This window comes from Paracoccus sp. S-4012, from assembly GCF_009674885.1.
In the GTDB taxonomy this organism is placed as follows: Bacteria; Pseudomonadota; Alphaproteobacteria; order Rhodobacterales; family Rhodobacteraceae; genus Paracoccus.
In genome coordinates this window covers 1-17,357 of sequence record NZ_WKKA01000011.1, presented here as the reverse complement: position 1 = coordinate 17,357, position 17,357 = coordinate 1, and the positions used below count along the sequence as shown (strand labels likewise).

General features: G+C 61.6%; 16 protein-coding genes and 2 pseudogenes. 13 read left to right on the top strand and 5 right to left on the bottom strand.

The annotated features are described in order from the left end of the window. Positions 1-7 precede the first annotated feature (7 nt). Positions 8-1,213: a 3-deoxy-D-manno-octulosonic acid transferase gene (locus GI374_RS13575; RefSeq protein WP_154337611.1), complete on the bottom strand. Its 1,206-nt coding sequence runs from the start codon at positions 1,211-1,213 to the stop codon at positions 8-10. Positions 1,214-1,436: 223 nt separating this feature from the next. On the opposite strand from GI374_RS13575, the gene GI374_RS13570 reads away from it, so the two are divergent. Next, complete coding sequence (locus GI374_RS13570) at positions 1,437-1,655, top strand: hypothetical protein (RefSeq protein WP_154337610.1); 219 nt, start codon at positions 1,437-1,439, stop codon at positions 1,653-1,655. 66 nt (positions 1,656-1,721) lie between these two features. Here the strand turns inward: GI374_RS13570 and GI374_RS13565 are convergent, their stop codons facing one another. After that, the gene (locus tag GI374_RS13565) at positions 1,722-1,907 is read right to left on the bottom strand and encodes a hypothetical protein (protein ID WP_154337609.1); all 186 of its coding nucleotides are present in this window, start codon (positions 1,905-1,907) and stop codon (positions 1,722-1,724) included. Positions 1,908-1,933: 26 nt separating this feature from the next. Here GI374_RS13565 and GI374_RS19850 point away from each other — a divergent pair, with 26 nt between their 5' ends. Further along, positions 1,934-2,065 carry a WGR domain-containing protein gene (locus tag GI374_RS19850; RefSeq protein WP_370515354.1) on the top strand — a complete coding sequence of 44 codons (132 nt, stop codon included), beginning with the start codon at positions 1,934-1,936 and terminating at the stop codon, positions 2,063-2,065. 54 nt (positions 2,066-2,119) lie between these two features. Here GI374_RS19850 and GI374_RS13555 read toward each other — a convergent pair whose 3' ends face one another. Beyond that, positions 2,120-2,386: a hypothetical protein gene (locus GI374_RS13555; RefSeq protein WP_154337608.1), complete on the bottom strand. Its 267-nt coding sequence runs from the start codon at positions 2,384-2,386 to the stop codon at positions 2,120-2,122. Positions 2,387-2,944: 558 nt separating this feature from the next. On the opposite strand from GI374_RS13555, the pseudogene GI374_RS13550 reads away from it, so the two are divergent. After that, positions 2,945-3,229: pseudogene (locus GI374_RS13550) on the top strand (transposase); the annotation flags it as partial. A gap of 129 nt (positions 3,230-3,358) precedes the next feature. Here the strand turns inward: GI374_RS13550 and istB are convergent. Further along, complete coding sequence (istB, locus tag GI374_RS13545) at positions 3,359-4,087, bottom strand: IS21-like element helper ATPase IstB (RefSeq protein WP_195759928.1); 729 nt, start codon at positions 4,085-4,087, stop codon at positions 3,359-3,361. A gap of 5 nt (positions 4,088-4,092) precedes the next feature. Next, positions 4,093-5,585, bottom strand: a pseudogene (gene istA, locus GI374_RS13540) (IS21 family transposase); the annotation flags it as partial. 116 nt (positions 5,586-5,701) lie between these two features. Here istA and GI374_RS13535 point away from each other — a divergent pair. The 10 genes from GI374_RS13535 to GI374_RS13485 all read left to right on the top strand — a co-directional run bounded on the left by GI374_RS13535 (position 5,702) and on the right by GI374_RS13485 (position 17,028). Further along, the gene (locus tag GI374_RS13535; protein WP_154337607.1) at positions 5,702-6,328 is read left to right on the top strand and encodes an IS110 family transposase; all 627 of its coding nucleotides are present in this window, start codon (positions 5,702-5,704) and stop codon (positions 6,326-6,328) included. A 500-nt stretch (positions 6,329-6,828) separates the two neighbouring features. Continuing rightward, positions 6,829-7,821: an ABC transporter substrate-binding protein gene (locus tag GI374_RS13530; RefSeq protein ID WP_154337606.1), complete on the top strand. Its 993-nt coding sequence runs from the start codon at positions 6,829-6,831 to the stop codon at positions 7,819-7,821. Positions 7,822-7,948: 127 nt separating this feature from the next. After that, the gene (locus GI374_RS13525; protein WP_370515353.1) at positions 7,949-8,743 is read left to right on the top strand and encodes an ABC transporter ATP-binding protein; all 795 of its coding nucleotides are present in this window, start codon (positions 7,949-7,951) and stop codon (positions 8,741-8,743) included. Continuing rightward, positions 8,682-9,530: an ABC transporter permease subunit gene (locus tag GI374_RS13520; protein WP_154337605.1), complete on the top strand. Its 849-nt coding sequence runs from the start codon at positions 8,682-8,684 to the stop codon at positions 9,528-9,530. Before GI374_RS13525 ends, GI374_RS13520 begins: the two co-directional genes overlap by 62 nt. After that, a complete protein-coding gene (locus tag GI374_RS13515) occupies positions 9,523-10,317 on the top strand; it encodes an ABC transporter permease (protein WP_154337604.1) in 795 nt (264 codons plus the stop codon). The genes GI374_RS13520 and GI374_RS13515 overlap by 8 nt, the downstream gene beginning before the upstream one ends. Beyond that, entirely contained in the window at positions 10,314-11,498 is a 1,185-nt protein-coding gene (locus tag GI374_RS13510; protein ID WP_195759926.1) for a thiolase family protein, read from the top strand. The genes GI374_RS13515 and GI374_RS13510 overlap by 4 nt, the downstream gene beginning before the upstream one ends. 433 nt (positions 11,499-11,931) lie before the next feature. Then, complete coding sequence (locus tag GI374_RS13500) at positions 11,932-13,533, top strand: AMP-binding protein (RefSeq protein WP_154337601.1); 1,602 nt, start codon at positions 11,932-11,934, stop codon at positions 13,531-13,533. An 85-nt stretch (positions 13,534-13,618) separates the two neighbouring features. Further along, positions 13,619-14,665, top strand: a complete 1,047-nt coding sequence (locus GI374_RS13495; protein WP_229583250.1) for a succinylglutamate desuccinylase/aspartoacylase family protein — start codon at positions 13,619-13,621, stop codon at positions 14,663-14,665. Positions 14,666-14,753: 88 nt separating this feature from the next. Beyond that, the gene (bhcC, locus tag GI374_RS13490) at positions 14,754-15,917 is read left to right on the top strand and encodes a 3-hydroxy-D-aspartate aldolase BhcC (RefSeq protein WP_154337600.1); all 1,164 of its coding nucleotides are present in this window, start codon (positions 14,754-14,756) and stop codon (positions 15,915-15,917) included. Between the two features lie 292 nt (positions 15,918-16,209). Continuing rightward, positions 16,210-17,028 (top strand): SDR family oxidoreductase, encoded by an 819-nt coding sequence (locus tag GI374_RS13485; RefSeq protein ID WP_154337599.1) that lies wholly within the window; start codon positions 16,210-16,212, stop codon positions 17,026-17,028. Positions 17,029-17,357: the final 329 nt, after the last annotated feature.

The window sequence follows — 17,357 nt, the reverse complement described above, 5'->3', positions numbered from 1 at the left end:
TCGGCATTCAGTTGCGCTGCGGCAAGGGCGTTTCCTGTCCAAGTCTACGGATCGCCCCCAGTAGAGGGGCCAAATCCCCGGCCTGCGACGCCAGAACTGCCCGCGCCCCCGCCCCCATCCGGGCCAGGGCAGCCGAATCAGCCATCAGTCGGCCGATCATGCCGGCCATGGTCCCGGCGGTCACATGGGCCGAGGCGCCCGCTGCGTCAAGCATGTCGTAGGCGGCGGTGAAATTCGCGACATGGGGGCCGTGCAGCAGGGCGCAGGCCTGCGCCGCGGGCTCCCAGGGCGTATGGCCGCCCAGCGGAACCAGCGAGCCGCCGGTGAAGACGAGCCCGGCGGCGGCATACCAGAGGTCCATCTCGCCCATGCTGTCGGCGAGCAGGGTCCCGGCGCTCGCATCCGCCCCCTGCGAGCGGCGCGCCGGGGGCAGGCCGGCCGCCGTCATCAGCCGGGCCACCTCGTCGAACCGCTGTGGGTGACGCGGGGCGAGGATGAGGCGCAGCGGCAGACCCTGCGCGCGCAGGGCCAGGCAGGCGGCGAGGACCGGCGCCTCCTCGCCCGCATGGGTCGAGGCGGCGAGCAGCGTCAGCAGCCGCGTCGGCGGATGCGGCAGCACCGGACGGGCGAGGGCGGATTGCAGCTTCAGGTTCACCCGCGGCAGCAGCACGCGCCGCGGCAGGCCGAGCGCCAGCAGCCGCGCCTCGCTGCCCTCGTCCTGCGCCGAGACCGCATCGAACCGCGCGAGCATCGGCCGCAGCAGCCCCCCGAGCCGCCTCCACCGTGCCGCCGAACGCGCCGAAAGCCGCGCCCCGGCCAGCACCTGAGGTATCCCGCGCGCGGCGAGGGCGGCCGAGCGATTGGGCCAGAACTCGCTCTCCAGCGTCACCGCCACGCAGGGCACGAGGGTGTCGAGGAAGCGGTCGTGGGCGCGGGGCAGGTCGAGCGGGGCGAGAACGGCGGGCAGTCCCTGCGCCAGCGCGGCATCGCGCCCGGTCGGCGTGTTGGCCGTCGCGATGACCGCAAACTCCCGCGACAGCGCGGCGGCGAGGCTCGCGGCCGAGGCGATCTCGCCGACCGACGCGCCATGCAGCCAGATCGCGCCCCGCGGCAGCCCCTCGAGGTCACGCCCGAACCGCGCCCGCCACCCTCCCCGCCGCGCCAGCGGGTCGAGCGCCGCGCCGGCAAGGGTGGTCAGGGAACGATAGATCATGCGCTTGGGAGGTCTTGGAGGTGGGTACCGGAATCGAACCGGTCTTCACGGATTTGCAATCCGAGGCGGACCCCTTAGAATCAAGCACATATCACCGGAACACAGGTCGGACAAACGCAAAACAAGGTTTGAACCTCGGAACAGCGCCGAATCTGTCCGTGGTTGAAGCTGCGCCCGTAGGGATCATCCAGAAGCGTGCGCGAGCGTCCGTGTCGGCGTCCGCATGACCCTCGCCGCGCACCCCCGCCGCTTCCTGCTCCACCACACGGCCGAGCGCAGTGCTGGCCTCTGCGCCGAGGACGACCCGCGGCCGCCGACGGAGGAGCGCATCATCGCCCGGCTGACCTTCGAGCAGAGGGTCAGCCTGGCCGAGGACATCCACGAGACGCTGACCGACTGCGCCAAGCGCGACGGCACGCATGAGGAGGACGACGACCAATGATCGAAGCCCTGTTCCGGCTCCCGAACGAGGACGCGGCGGGCATCTGCCACCAGGTGAGCCGCGCCTTCAGGCCGCACGGTAGATCAGCATCGAGATGATCCTGATCCCGCAGCCCGTGATCATCGCCCCCGCGGAGTGCCAGTCGAAGCTGTTTTCTCGCGCAACGCGGATCCATCCGTAGAGGATCATCGCCGTGGCCGCCTCCGCGATTAGCACCGCGCTGATCACGCCGAAGAACATGGTGCTGCTCATCGACGCCGGATCCCGGCGAGTGCGGGGTGGTCCGCCACAGGGGGCGGATCGGGACCTCGGGCCGGAGCCGGACGGAGTGGTTCAACGAGCCTCAACAGGCAGAGGCCGCCTTCTTGATCCTGCTGAGGGCGAAGCGCAGTCGGGGATACGCGCTCTGAGGGCGGCCGCGGTGCCGTGCCGCCGCTAAAGTCACACAGAAGGAAGAACAGAGACTAGGGCAACCAAATCTCAACGGTGCCGTTCCTGGGCGACGGTTGGAAATGGGTAAAGTCGGACACAGTCGCCCGACCGCCTCCGCCTACCATGTCGCCGATGATGCCCGACACGTCCCGGTCGGCTGCGTGGAAATAGCGGACGCTCTGCCGTTCGACCGAATAACGGACCGGGCGGGTCTCGACCTCGGCGGTGCCTGCGGCACGCAGGAGGCGGACCAACTCCTCGGATCGCTCGTATCCGCCGCGTTCGGGATAGTGGATCACGACCCGCGCCTGAGCCAGCGTGCGGGACGGTACGATCGTGGTGGCCTGGGGCACACTCGGCCGGGACGCAGCAGCAGGTGCACTTGGCGAGGTCTCGGTAGCAGGCGCGCTTGGTCGGGGTGCGGCCGAAGCGGGTGGTGTGGGCTTGGGGGTCGGAGCAGGTGCAGCCATGGGCTCGGGCTCGGGCTCGGAGGTCTGGTCGGGCGGCGGGTACAGATGCCGCCAGATCTCCTTCGCAGTCGGGAAATCGCTCCCACTTGCCTGAGCGCCCGCCTGTGTCGCAACCAGGAAGGCGATCATGGACAGCGCCCCAAGACGGGCTTTCATATGGCTGCGGCGTTGCGTCATGGCGCGGGGCTCCGCTTTCGATGCGCGGCACCTCGGTGAAATCGATCGCGCCGCAAGTTTGAACCACCACAAGAGGCGGGCGCAACCCGTCAGTTTGGCGCCTCCACCGATGCTGTCCCCCAGCGTGGTGTAGTCCTGTCGGAGGTGGTCACCGGCGCTGTTCCGGTAGGGTCTGGTTGCTGACACCAACCTGGACCGGAGCTTTCACCGATGACCACCGACATGATGAACTTCCGCGATCTCGTGGAGAAGGCCCCTGACGCGGATCTGCTGCGCGAGATGATCGGCTTCGCGGCCGAACGGCTGATGGAGCTGGAGGTCGGCGCCGTGACAGGCGCGGCCTACGGGGAGAAGGACCCCGCGCGCCGGGCGCAGCGCAACGGCTACCGCGACCGGGACTGGGAGACGCGGGCCGGCACGGTCGAGCTGCGCATCCCGAAGCTGCGCAAGGGCAGCTACTTCCCCGGCTTCCTCGAGCTGTCAACCAGCACGGAAACGGGACCCCCTATCGGCGTCGACAAGGGACCCCGGCTGGGCGAGGAGCAGAACCCGGCCCGGCGGAGCGGTGCGGGTGGCGGAGACGGGCCGGGTTCTGCTCCGGGGGGGGGGGGGGGCGCTGTGGGATCAGGCGCGGTTCTTGAAGCGCCAGCTCTCGTTGCCGGTCTCGACGATGTCGCAGTGGTGGGTGAGCCTGTCGAGGAGCGCGGTGGTCATCTTGGCGTCGCCGAAGACGCTGGGCCACTCCCCGAAGGCGAGGTTCGTCGTGACGATGACCGAGGTGCGCTCGTAGAGGCGGCTGATCAGGTGAAAGAGCAGCTGGCCGCCGGACTGGGCGAAGGGCAGGTAGCCGAGCTCGGCGAGGACGACGAAGTCGAGGCGGGTGAGATGATCGGCGATGCGGCCCTGGCGGCCGGCGCGGGTCTCGGCCTCGAGCTTGTTGACGAGGTCGACGACGTTGAAGAAGCGGCCGCGGGCGCCGCGGCGGATGCAGGCGCGCGCGATGGCAATGGCGGCGTGGCTCTTGCCGGTGCCGGTGCCGCCGATCAGCACGACGTTGCGCTGCTGCTCGAGGAAGCCGCCGCCGGCGAGGTCGCGCAGCAGGGTCTCGTTCACCACGGCCGCGTCGAAGTTGAAGTCGTCGATGTCCTTGGCCAGCGGCAGCTTGGCGATCGTCATCGGGTACTTGATCGAGCGCGCCTTCTTCTCGTTGATCTCGGCCTCGAGGAGGTCGCCGATTACCCGCTGCGGCTCGTGCTGCCGCTTCACGGCGGTGGTGACGATCTCGTCGTAGGCGCCGCGCATGCCGAAGAGCTTGAGCTCGCCCATGGCTTCGAGGACTTGGGAACGCTCCATCAGATCGCCCTCCTGAGGCTGTCGTAGCGGGTGCAGTCGGCGACCGGCGCGCAGGCCAGCCGCAGCGCCTCGGGCGTCATGATCGTGACCGGCGGTCCCGGATCGCGGCGCCGGGCCAGGATGTTGAGGATGACGTCAGCGGAATGGACGCCCTCGCTCAGCGCCTCGGCGCAGGCGGCCTCGACCGAGGGCAAGCCGTCGGTCAGCACGGCGCCGAGGATCTCCACCATCTGGCGGTCGCCGTCCGGCGCGGCACGAAGCTTGCGGCGCACCCGCTCGATGCCGGCCGGCGGCACCCAGTGCTTGAACGGCGCGCCGTTGCGCAGGGCGCCGGGCTTGCGAGCCAGTACCGGCACGTAGTGCCACGGGTTGTAGACTACTCCGCCCCGGCCGAAGGCGCGGGCATGCTCGCCGACGACACGCCCGTCCTGGCGCAGCTCGATGCGGTCGGCATAGGCGCGCACCTCCACCGGGCGGCCGACGGCGCTCGCCTGGACGGAGTACTTGTTGTTGTCGAAACGCACCAGGCAGGTCTTCGAGACCGAGGCCTGGACGGCGTGGAACCCGTCGAAGCGGCCGCGATACGGCACGAGGCTCGCCCTTTCTTCCTCGAAGACCTCCCAGACGGTCTTGCCACCGATCTCCGGATGGGCCTGGAGCTTCGCCTGGGCGACGCACTGGTCGACGAGCCAGTCGTTGAGTTCTTCCATGCTCTTCACCCGCACCCGCGGCGAGAACAGCCGCTCGCGGATCGTGCCGACCTGGTTCTCGACCTGTCCCTTCTCCCAGCCCGAGGCCGGTGTGCAGGCCACCGGATCGACGAGATAATGGCTGCACATCTGCTGGAACCGCCGGTTGTAGGCGCGCTCCTTGCCCACGAAGATCGCGTCCACCGCCGTCTTCATGTTATCGTAGATGCCCCGCGTGCAGGCACCCTTGTAGAAGGCGAAGGCCCGGTCGTGGGCGTCGAACACCATCTCCTGGGTCTCGCGGGGATACGCTCGAACGAACGGCATCCGGCTGTGGCAGAGCCGCATATGCGCCACCTTCACCGTCACGGTGACGCCGTCGATCAGCACGACCTCGTGGCTCCAGTCGAACTGATAGCCTCGCCCGGATCGAAGCTCAGCGGAACGAAGGCCGCCGACGTCCCCGTGCTTCCCGCCCGTCGCCAGGCCGCGGCGTAGCGCCGGACGGCGTCATACCCGCCCTCGTAGCCCAGACCGCGGAGGTCCTCGAAGACCCGCAGCAGCGTCACCCGCTCCCGGCTGCTCCGCGCGGCATTCGCCGCCAGCAGCCGGTCGAGCTCGTCCCGTCACGCGCCGAGCTTCGGCTGCGGCTGGACGCTGCGCCTGTACTCGAAGGCGGTCTCCTCCGACCGCAGAACCTTCCGGACAACCTTCCGCGACAGCTTCAGCTCGCGGCAGATCTGCTTGATCGGCTTGCCCTGAACAAAATGTGCCCGGCGGATCTTGGCAATCGTCTCCACAACCAGCATCCCAAACTCGGCTCCCGAAAACCTCGAGTGCACTGTGAACCCCATCGCCGAGGGGGTCCCTTTTGGAAGCCGATCACCCCGGAAACGGGGTCCTTATTGCGCGCCTCTCCACAACCATGCTGCTCAATGCCGCGCGGGCACAACTGGCCGAGTTCGGGATCGTCGTCGCACTGGGACCGCGCAATACCCTGAATGCCCTGCAACGGCTGAAGGAGGACGAGGCCATGGCCGGGCTGCCCGAACTGCTGCGCTCGACCCTCCAGGTATTCGCCGCCCAGTTGGAAAGCCTTGGCCAGGGGATCCGGGCACTCGAGCGCAAGCTGATCGCCTGGCACCGGGCCGATGAAACCAGCCAGCGGCTGGAAACCATTCCGGGGGTGGGCGTCCTCACCGCAACCGCCCTCGCCGCCAGCATCGAGAACCCGGCGGCATTTCGCTCCGGCCGGGATCTTGCCGCCTTCTTGGGACTGGTGCCGCGCCAGAACTCCACCGGCGGCAAGCCACGGCTGGGATCGATCTCGCGCAAGGGCAACGGCTATCTCAGGCACCTGCTGGTCGTCGGGGCGACCTCGGTCGTGCGGCGCGCGGCGCGCAATGACACCGCGTCAGGACCCTGGCTCCGCGCACTCCTCGCCCGCAAGCCGGCACGGCTGGTCACGGTCGCCGTCGCCAACAAGACCGCTCGGATCGTCTGGGCTCTCATGGCGCGCGGCGGCACCTATCAGGCTCATTTCAGGGTCTGACCCGATCCGGTCGGGGTAACCCGGCCGGTGTGATGCAGGGACCGGAAGCAGGATGAGGATCGAACGGTAGCCGCAGCCAGGCACACCCCGGGGCGTTGTCCGGACTTCGAGTCCGCTCCTCTGATCGGGAGCCCGGCATGCGGACATCATCAGGGCCAGCGGCCAGCGTGCCGCGCCGACAGGCCGGACACATGACCGAACCCGCATCGATCATCCCAGCCCTGTAAACACCCTTGCGTCACAGGAGCCGTCCACACATGACAATGCCCCATCGACGGCTTCGGACACCATGCCGACAGCCGTGGACAGCCGAAGATCTCCCTCATCTACGGTCGTTTTCCTCCATGATAGGGGAGTACAGACTGCGCACGAAAACCATTGAGGCTTGAAATATTTTCTGTTAGCCCAAAGGGTAGGAGCCACGGGGTGGGGGCTCCTGGCGCAGCATCAGGTGGAGATCCGAACCTGTGCCAGCAAAATCAGCGGGGAGAACAAGACTTATGACACGGATGCATGTGTTAGCGTCTGTCGCGGGAGCGCTGTCGCTGCTTACCTTGGGCTCAAGCCCGGCGGCCGCCGATGATATTCCTGTCATTCGCGTGGCCTGGCAGGTTCCGGCCAATGATGTCTTTTACGCAGCGATGGAGTACCCGGAGCTCCTTCAGGGAGCGGGGAAGGACTACGAAATTGTCTGGAGTCAGTATGAAAGCGTGGCCCCTACCATCCAGGCTATGCATGCTGGCATTATCGACGCGGCTTCTGCCAATCCTCTGACGATAGGAGCCGCGATCGAGAGAGGCTTCGACCCAATTATCCTTGGCGCCTGGATTGTAGAATCGAGTTCTGGCTTCTCCACAACTTTGGTCACACCGCTTGACAGCGGAATCGAAACACTGGCTGACGTTGCAGGAAAAACGCGTGCCGCGAGCAACACAGGCGGGACCGCATACTATGTGTTCCGTCTCGCGCTTGAGGATGCAGGGCTTAAAGAGGGTCAGGACTACAACACCGTTCAGATTCCTTACCCGTTGATGGCGGATTCCTTGTTGGCAGGCCAAGCGGCGGTAGGGGAGCTTGCACAGCCCTTTTATGCCGCTGCAATGATGACAGGGAACTTCAAGCCGCTGGTCAGCATTGCGGACGTTGTAGACGATTTTCCAGTCATTATGCCGATGATGAACAGATCTTATACAGAGCAGCACCCCGAGGCCGCAAAGAGCTTTGCACGCGACCTCGCCAGCATTCAGGATTGGTTGCTTGATCCGGCTAATAGAGAAAGGGCGAACGCCGCAACGGCAAAGAGTACGGGGCTGGATATCAATGTTCTTGATGCGTACATGTACACTGAGGAGGACTACAAGCGGCCGCCGGCTCAGAAGTTGAATGTTGAGGCACTCAACAAAGCGTTTGAATTTTTCCACGACGTCGGTCTTCACAAGCAGCAAATCGACGCGGCTAGCCTCGTGGACCCGGAGTTTTCAAGTCTAGAATAGCTCAGATTTCGGGGGCGGCGAACGGGTCGTGCGGGACCATTCGCCGCCTAGAGCATGGGTCGCGGTGCATAGTGCGTGAGTTGTGCGGGCTATTGCTTGCGAGAGGACGTTCCGGAGGCTTTAGCTCGTGCACACCACTAAGTCCGCTATCTTGTCCGTCTCTTCGGTTACAAAAATCTTCCACGATCGTCGGCTGCGTCGATCGATCGCTGCCATACGTGACGTTAGCTTCAACGTCGGACAGCGTGAAGTGGTCGGTCTGATTGGGCCGTCTGGGTGCGGGAAATCAACGTTACTATATATGATCGGCGGCTTCATCAGGCCTAGCCACGGGATCATAGAAGCCAGCAATGCTCCGATCAACGGACCCGGCGCCGACCGGGGGATCGTTTTTCAGAGTTTTGCGCTATTCCCTTGGAAAACGGTGAGGCAAAACGTCGAGTTTGGGCTGAGAACGCAGGGAGTGCCCAAGTCCGAGGCCAGGTCCAGGGCCCAAGAGATGCTTTCAATGGTTCGGCTCGACAACCGCGGTGACTACTTCCCGCGTCAGCTCTCCGGCGGGATGCAGCAGCGCGTCGCAATCGCGCGAAGCCTAGTAACGGGCCCGCGCCTATTGCTGATGGACGAGCCGCTCGGCGCGCTCGACGCGCAAACACGAGCCAACCTGCAGTTGGAGGTGTCCAAGCTTATCAGCGATCTCTCGATATCTGTACTCCTCGTGACGCACTCAATTGATGAGGCGATCTTCATGTCGGATCGGGTCCTGGTGATGGCCTCCGAACCCGGCCGGATAATCGACGAGGTCCGTATACCTTGGTCTCGCCCAAGGGCCAGATCGGACGTGCTGGCTGATCCGGAATATGTCCGACTTTACGATCGCCTTTCAGCAGCCCTACACCAAGATGCCGATGATGCGGACTGAACAGAGATTGCTCCCTGTAATTCCGCCGCTGGCGATTAGCCTAGCTTCATGCATAATTGTACTCGCGTTCCTAGAGTGGTTTCCGCGCTTCGGGTACGACAGTCAGCTGCCCAGCCTTAGCGGGGTACTCGGCCGGGTCTACGAACAGTTGAGGAGCGGGCAGCTTACACAAGCTTTGCTAATCTCGGGACAGCGGTGGGGTATAGGCTTCGGCGCGGCAACAATATTCTCCCTCCTTTTGGGCCTCCTGATGGCAAGATCTCGGTTCTTGGCGGGAGTAGTACAGCCCGTCCTGGGGTTCATCTACCCGATGCCAAACGCGATCCTCATCCTGATTTTTGCGGGCTGGCTTGGTGTGGGTCTGTTGACGATGTCCGGCATTGTTATGCTTGCCGCGATGGTCCCAGCGAGCATGCTGATGTATCATGCCTTCATCGAAGTCGATGAAAAGCAGATATGGGCAGCACGGTCACTCGGCTGTCACGGTTCTCGTCTCGCCTGGTCAGTCACAATCCCTGCGGTAGCGCCTCGCTTGCTAACGGCGTTGAGGATCGCTCTTCCAACTTCGTTGTTTGCGACTATTGGCACGGAGCTGTTGATTCGGAATGGAGGGATAGGCGCCTTCCTGTTCAATGCATACGCCATCGGGGACTACCAAACGGTGTGGGGAGCTGCATTGGTGGCAACTTTTATCGGGGTAGGTCTTGATTCCCTGTTCTACCTATTCGGCAGGCTTCTTTTTCCATGGGACGCGCACCTCAAGGAATGGTCAACACTCGATGAGTAAGCTCAAACCGTCTCGGGATACGCTGATAAGCGGGATCGTGCGGCAGATAGTTTTTCCTGCGTTGGTGATTCTCGCTTGTTGGCAGCTTCTTAGTTCTGTGATTGGGGTCTCGCCACTCATATTGCCGCCGCCCAGCGCAATATACCGCGCGTTCTTCTTGGAGGGTCGATTCGGCGCCCATCTTCCTCTGATCGGCGTCACGGTACTACGAGTTGCCGTCGCGTTCTCGGCCGCAATGGTTGTTGGAACCCTCATCGGTTTACTGATCGGGCGGTCACCGGTCGTGCGGTCGGCTGTCTATCCGATTGTTAAGCTCTTGTTCCCCGTACCAAAAGTAGCTTTTATCCCGGCTCTATTTCTTATACTCGGGAGAGGGAACCCTTCGATAATCGGGTTGGGTTTTATAGAGGCGGTATTTCCTGTCATCGTTGCGACGGCAGAAAGAGTGCTGAGGACGGAAAAGGAACTCGTCTGGTCAGCTCGTTCCCTTGGGGTGTCACGCGGGGCAGAACTACTGGTGGTCTATCTCCCCAATGCGCTTCCAGCTATCCTGGCTGCCGGAAGGTTCGCACTCCTGGGCGCAATTATCGGAGTTTTCTTTGGCGAGGTCCTGACGACTGCTGGGAACGGGCTCGGTGGGGCTCTGATTAACTCGTACAACCTTTTTGATATTCACGGACTGTACATGGCCTTGATACTTGTATGCTTGGGGGCGGTCGTCAGCGATTTTGTATACACTCGATTCCGCGATCGGCAGCTCAGGTGGTCGGCAGAGGGAAGCAGATGACAACGACTTCTGAGCTAACATTCGAAAACGTTGCCGTGGTGGATTTTGCCGAGTCTGGCGTCACGAAGACCGAGGTCAGGACCAGCGAGCTTATGCTATCCGACGTGGTGTCGGCAGTTTTGAGAAGAACCGGCGTCGAGAAGTCGAAGATTGATGGGTTTGCCCTGTCATCTTACACTGCTTTACCTGATCGTGCAGGCGACACTGCAGTTTCTCTCGGACTCACACCGAAATGGATCGACAGCCCAGATCTAGGTGGAGTAAGCGGCTTGTCTGCAGTTCTCAGAGCGGCACGCGCCATAGAATCGGGCGAGTCGGAGTATGTCCTTTGCTGTGGTGTTGATGCGTTATCAACCGAGAATTTGCAGACCCTCTTGGCAGAGAACAACAAGAGCCTGCGGGACTTCTTGGCGCCCGTAGGGGCGGCCAGCTCGACCACATTGCTGGCGCTTCTTCAAGACGCCTATTCGCGAGAGTTTAACCTCGACGCCGAGATATTGTTCAAGATAGCGAGTGAACAGAGGAGGTATGGTAGCCGAAATCCACTGGCGATGTTTCGGTCTGAGCTGACACGTGCCGAATATGACGCGTCACGCCAGATTGCAGGCGGGCTGAAGCTCTTCGACTGCCTACACTCCGGCTTTGGGGCGGCTGCGGTTCTTCTGACGAACGCGTCCAATGCGCGGGCGACATCTGAAAGGGTGGCCTACATTCGCGGCGGCGGCGAACAACACGGGCACGACTTCTCATGTATTGATCATCCGCGCGAAATCTTTCGTTCAGACTGGCCGGCCCGAGTCGCGCGTCTACTGCGAGAATGTGGCATCGATCATTCCGATATCGACATGTTCCAGTGCTATGATGATACGCCCTTCTTGACGTTGATGCAGTATGAGGCCGCTGGCTTCTGTGAGACCGGTCAAGGTAGCGTTTTCCTCCGAGAGTTGGATATTTCGCGCGACGGCGATCTGCCGGTCAACACGGGCGGGGGTATGCTGGCATGCGGCCAAGCTGGAGTGGTCGGTGGCTTCGTTCCTGTAATTGAAGCAGTCAGGCAGGTTAGTGGGCGCGCTGGGGAGAACCAGGTTGAAGACGCGAACAATGCTCTCGTAATGACGGTCGGCCTTGCATCCCAGTTCGGGCCACGTTCCAGCGGAGTTTTGTTGGTCGGCGGACACTGAGCGCAATGGTACTTCCTTCTCAGATCTCACAGATGCGGGGTGAAGGCGTGGGTGATGCGGCCAAGGTTTTATTTCCCAAGTGTCGGGGATGCGGAGCCTGGTGCTGGTTCCCTCGCGTAAACTGTCCGAGTTGCGCTTCATCAGCATTTTCTTGGCAGCCGGTGGGGGGCCTTGGCACGGTCATTTCAGCTGTCAGCGTCGTTCGCGGAGTACCCAAAAAAATGCTTGCTGGAGGCCCTTATGAAATTGTCGGCCTTCGATTGGACGAGGGGATTGCGTTTGTGACTCGGTCCGGGCGAGCCATGGGGTCCGCACGACGAGCAAGACTTGTCTGGTTACCTGTAAATGGAATGTTGTGGCCCTGTGCTGAGCCAATCAGCTAGGCAGTCGCCGGGCGTCCGAATCCCATGTGAGGTGAACTGTGGATACTCCTGTGCTGGATATATTGAGCGAGCGTGCCGTACGCCAGCCACACCGGCGGTGGCTTTCGATGGTGGATGGCAGAAGTTTCACCTTCAGTGAAGCTTGGTATCAGATCTTGCGATTCGCTTCGGCGCTGAAAACTTTCGGAATAGGCGAGGGCGACACGGTCGGAATCAGCCTGCGAAATCGTGAAGAGTTTGTGTTTCTTTGGTTTGCCGCCAAGTATCTCGGTGCTGCGGGAGTGCCGCTCAACCCGGAGCTGAAGGGGCGGATTCTCTCGGGCATGCTCGGCCGCAGCCGGCCCAAAATTGTGTTCGTCGAAGAAGATCGTCGATCTTCTATGGATGAGGCGCTCGCTCAAGCGTTGGTGACGGATGCTAGGACGATTGCTCTGCCACAATGGGGCCGCATGGATGAGGCTTGCTCCGTCGAGACATCAGAGTTTCATCCGTTTCTCGATGCCGCTCCTATCGAAGTGCCGCCGGCGTCACCCGATCCGATGCAGCCGGTTATCATCTCGTTTACGTCAGGCACCACCGGCCCCTCAAAGGGTATTCTGGGCACCGCACCACACGTCGGCGCCACTGCAAGGATCAATGCGGAGCAGCAGGGGTTTACCGACGACGACGTTGTTTACACATGCTTGCCGCTCTTTCATAGCAATGCACTGATCTCCGCCACTTGCGCCACCATTTACGCGGGCTGCGAAGTCGTTATCAGTCGGCGATTCAGCGCCTCGAGATTCTGGCGAGAGGTCGTTGACTACAATGCGACGACGTTGAGCTTCCTCGGTTCAATGATTGCGGTACTTCTGGCTCGAGAGCCGGAGCCGATAGAACGCGAGCATCGTCTCAGGCTAGTACTAGCCGTACCCGGCACAGCAGCCCAAATCAGGGAGTTGAGCGCGCGCTTTGGTTTTCAGACCGTATCGGCGTACGGGCTTTCTGATATGGGCATCGTACTATGGACGGATACTCAGGGTCGAGCTCCGGCAGGATCCTGCGGTCGGCCGATTGATGATTTCGAGGTGATGCTGGTCGACGATTTGGATGCTCCGGTCGCTTTGGGCTCGGTCGGTGAACTGATTATCCGCCCAAAGACGATGTGGGTAGCGCCTGGCGGTTACCTTAACATGCCCGAGGAGACGCTTAAGTCATGGCGTAACTGGTGGTTTCATTCAGGCGATCTACTCAAGCAGGATCAAGCCGGATGGTATTACTTCGTGGATCGAAAAAAGGAAGCCATCCGCCGTCGTGGCGAAAACATTTCAACTCTCGAGCTTGAGGATGTCGTACACTCGTCGAAGCTGGTCGAGGAGTGCGTGGCTTACGCGATCAAATCGGACCTGGGTGACGACGATGTGGCTATTGCTGTGATCTGGCTCGGCGGAAAAGAACGCGTTGACGATCTTCTGCGCTATCTGGTAGCCGAGCTCCCCTCGTATGCGATGCCGCGCTACATCCGAACGGTTACCGAGTTTGAGAGAACGGGCACGGAAAAAGTGCAGCGCGCGGGGTTAGTGTCAGACGGAGTGATCGACGGTATGTGGGATGGAGGGCCGCTCACGGGAACTGTCAAAGGGATGGACGAGTTGGTTCAGCGCATCACCTAGTTGCTGCGGGCTCGGAATCCGTGGCTCGGCCGATTCAGAAAGGTGCCCGGCGTCATTGTATCGCGGGACCGGTCATCTCTACCTCATGTCCAGGGAGAAATTGATGTCATCAACGTCGCCGAGTCGCCTCTTCTCCGAGGTTCCCTTCGAAACCGACGGGAAGCACACCGGGTTCATCCGCCTTTTTAATTCAGTGCACGAGTCGGCATTTGGCTTCATTCCGATCCCCATTGTTGTTGTCCGGAACGGCGAGGGCCCGACGGCACTGCTTGTATCTGGAAATCACGGTGATGAATATGAGGGACAAGTAGCACTTTGCAACCTTGCGAGGGGATTAAGTCCGGACCGCATCTCGGGCAGAGTTATAATCACGCCGATGGCGAACTTTCCGGCTGGCAAAGCCGGTTTGCGCACTTCTCCGATTGACGGTGGCAATCTCAATCGGGCCTTTCCAGGTGACCCCTCCGGCAGTGTTACCGAGCAGATCGCCTACTTCTACGAGACCGTCCTGGTGCCCATGTCCGACTACATCTGCGACCTGCATTCAGGCGGCAGCTCTTTGATGTACGTCCCCTCGACTCTTACAGTTCGACCGTCCGATCCAGCGAAGCTTGGCCCCCTCCTCGGTATGCTCAAGGCATTCGGCGCTCCCTATGGATACGTCTCGGCAGGGGGCAACGGCACCGGCGGTGAGAGCTCGTTATGGGGAGCTGCCGAGAGATGTGGTAAGTTAGCGATCAATACGGAACTTGGCGGCGCAGGCTCGGTTCATGCTGGCGGGCTTCGAATCGGTTGCAGGGGGATTAACAACCTGTTGGTTCATGCAGGAATCCTGCCGCAGGAAGACTTCATTCCTGTCGATCGGCCCACGCGGCTCCTGGAGTTGAAAGGACCTGACTACTACGTGTATGCTACAGAGGATGGCATTTTCGAGCCACTGGTGGAGCCGGGCGACGAGGTGATTTCCGGGCAAGCTGCAGGTCGGATTCACTCTCCGGAGACTCCATGGCTCGAGCCCACTATCAGCTACTTCCAAAGAGAAGGAATCGTCATGTGCAAGAGGATCCCCGGGAGGACTAAACGGGGCGACTGCTTGTTTCATCTGGCGAGTGAGCTCCCTTCGGGAGCATGATCCAGCAGCGTGCATGGACGGGCCATGCCGGTGTTTTTAGCGATGCCCTGAGTGTTGCGCGCTGAGGTGTTTCGGGAGTGATGTACCCATGGATTCAGCAAGTGCCTTCGATGGTCTTGAGGTTGGTTTCGATGTGCCTGCATTGCCTGGCATGCACGAGTCGGAAGTTCAGACACCTAGCTTGATTCTCGATCTCGACGCCTTAGAGCGCAATATTGCGAAGATGGGCGCCTACGCGAAAGCTCATGGGATGCGACACCGCGCACACGGCAAGATGCATAAGTCGGTGGATGTTCTAAGGCTTCAGCAGGAGCTGGGTGGGGCGGTCGGGGTTGCCTGCCAGAAGGTCAGCGAAGCTGAGGTTTTTGCTCGCGCCGGGGTCGGCGATATCCTCATCAGTAATCAGGTGAGAGATCGGGAAAAGATCAATCGCTTGGCGCGCCTGCCACAGTGGGGTGCGCAGGTGACCGTCTGTGTGGATGATATTGCGAATGTCGCGGCCCTATCTGCTGCCGCGCAGGCGCACGGGACAACAATTGAATGCTTCGTTGAGCTGGACTGCGGCGCAGGAAGGTGTGGCGTTACCTCCACGCAGGACCTCTTAGATATTGCAAAGGCGATTGATGGTGCCGCGGGCCTAAGATTCTCTGGTTTGCAAGCCTATGAGGGAATGTTGCAGCACATCGAGGTGTACGAGACCCGCAAAGCCAAGTTTGAGATAGCGGCTGCGAAGGTTAGGACGGCAGTCGACGCTTTGGAACAGATCGGACTTAAGCCGTCATTGGTTTCTGGAGGCGGTACCGGATCATACTACTTTGAATCCACTTCTGGGATTTATAATGAACTTCAGTGCGGTTCCTACGCTTTTATGGATGCCGACTACGGCCGTGTTCGAGACAAGGACGGGAATCGTATTGATGAGTCCGCGTGGGAAAACGCGTTGTTCCTCTTGACAAGTGTTATGAGCCACGTGCAGCCATCCCGGGCCATTTGCGATGCAGGCCTGAAGGCACAGTCAGTGGATAGCGGTCTCCCGGTTATCTACGGGCGGAATGACGTCAAGTATGTCGAGTGCAGCGATGAACACGGGACCATCGATGATCCGGACAATGTCTTAAAGGTCAACGATAAACTGAGATTAGTTCCCGGCCACTGCGATCCGACCTGCAATCTTCATGACTGGTATGTCGGTGTCCGAAATTCGCGAGTGGAGAAGCTGTGGCCGATCTCTGCGCGGGGCAAAGCGTACTGATAGTGACTCTCAGCGGCCTGTCCGCTCAACTGGCCCCTCGGGGACATCACGTAGCCCTTCAGCGGGCCTCGGCACTCTCACACAAAGCGGTGGCACTCCGGCGGCTGGTCCGGGGCGAGCTCGCGATACAACTCACGCACGGCGATCGTTGCTCCGCTAGGGGTGCGGGACCTCCGGGAAGGCGTTGTTTGTTTACTGATGAGCAACTTTGTCCTCACAAGAAACCAGCATCGTCGGTGCCTCTGAAGTTGGGTTGGCAGTCGGTCGACAGGCATCCAGACAGGGTAGAACAATGAGAGATCTTGACGAAAAGGTAGTCCTCGTAACGGGCGCGACCCGCAGCATCGGCGAGTATATCGCACGCGGCCTTCACGCCCGCGGGGCATATGTAGTCGTCACCGGAATCGAGGACGACCTCGGCGAGGCCATTGCGACGGAACTAGGCGCACGAGCCGTCTACCGACGTATGGACATAACTTCAGACGCCGAGATCGATGGCTGCCTCGATGAAATTCGTGAGGTTCACGGGCATCTTGACGCCGTGGTCAACAACGCCTGCTCCTACCTTGATAACGGCATCTCGACCCGCCGCGAGGACTGGCTCGCCGCGCTGAACGTCAATGTTGTCGGGGCGGCGGTTCTTGTCGACAAGGCAGTGCCGTTGATGACGCGCCCCAACTCGGTTGTCGTCAACATCGGAAGCGTGGCAGGCAAGTTCGGCAACGGCTTTCGGGGGCCGTATTCCGTCGGCAAGGCGGGCCTGATGCATTACACGCGGTTGGCCGCCGTTGCGCTTGGCAATAGGGGCATCCGTGTCGTGACGGTGTCTCCGGGATGGACCTGGTCACCGCCAATGGAGGCGATGACCGACAACAATCGCGATCTGGCTGATAAAGCCGGTGCTGAAGTCGTCCCGCTGGGACGGGTCGGCCGGATGCCAGAGGTTGCCAATGTTGTGGCCTTTGCCATTTCAGATGACGCCAGCTGGGTGAATGGCTGCGATCTGCCAGTCGACGGTGGATTTTCCATGATCGGACCCGACCGGGGGCTCGGCCCGCGGTACTGGACCGCCCACTACGCGCCGGAGTTCAGTACCGGTGAGCCAAGCTGACGCCCGCGTGGGCGTGGCAGAGTAACGGCTCGCGCACGACGAGGCGGCGACGTTGACGCTGCTTGTCAGTAAGCGCCTCCCCGGTCCCCTCCTGCCGTTGCTGACCGAGGCATGCGACTGATCCTTGGGTGCTCACGGGATTGGACGTCGCGATGGACGGCTACTTGGACGGCTCTTCAGACGGCTTTTCGGGCCGCATCGAGGTCACGTCCGTCAACGTGGTGTAAATCGTGAGATGGCCTGAGATCATGATCAGGCGGCCTTGGCCGTGATGCTGAGGATGGGGTCGATCTCCTCCTTGTCGATCTGGGCGAAGGCCTCGACCATCA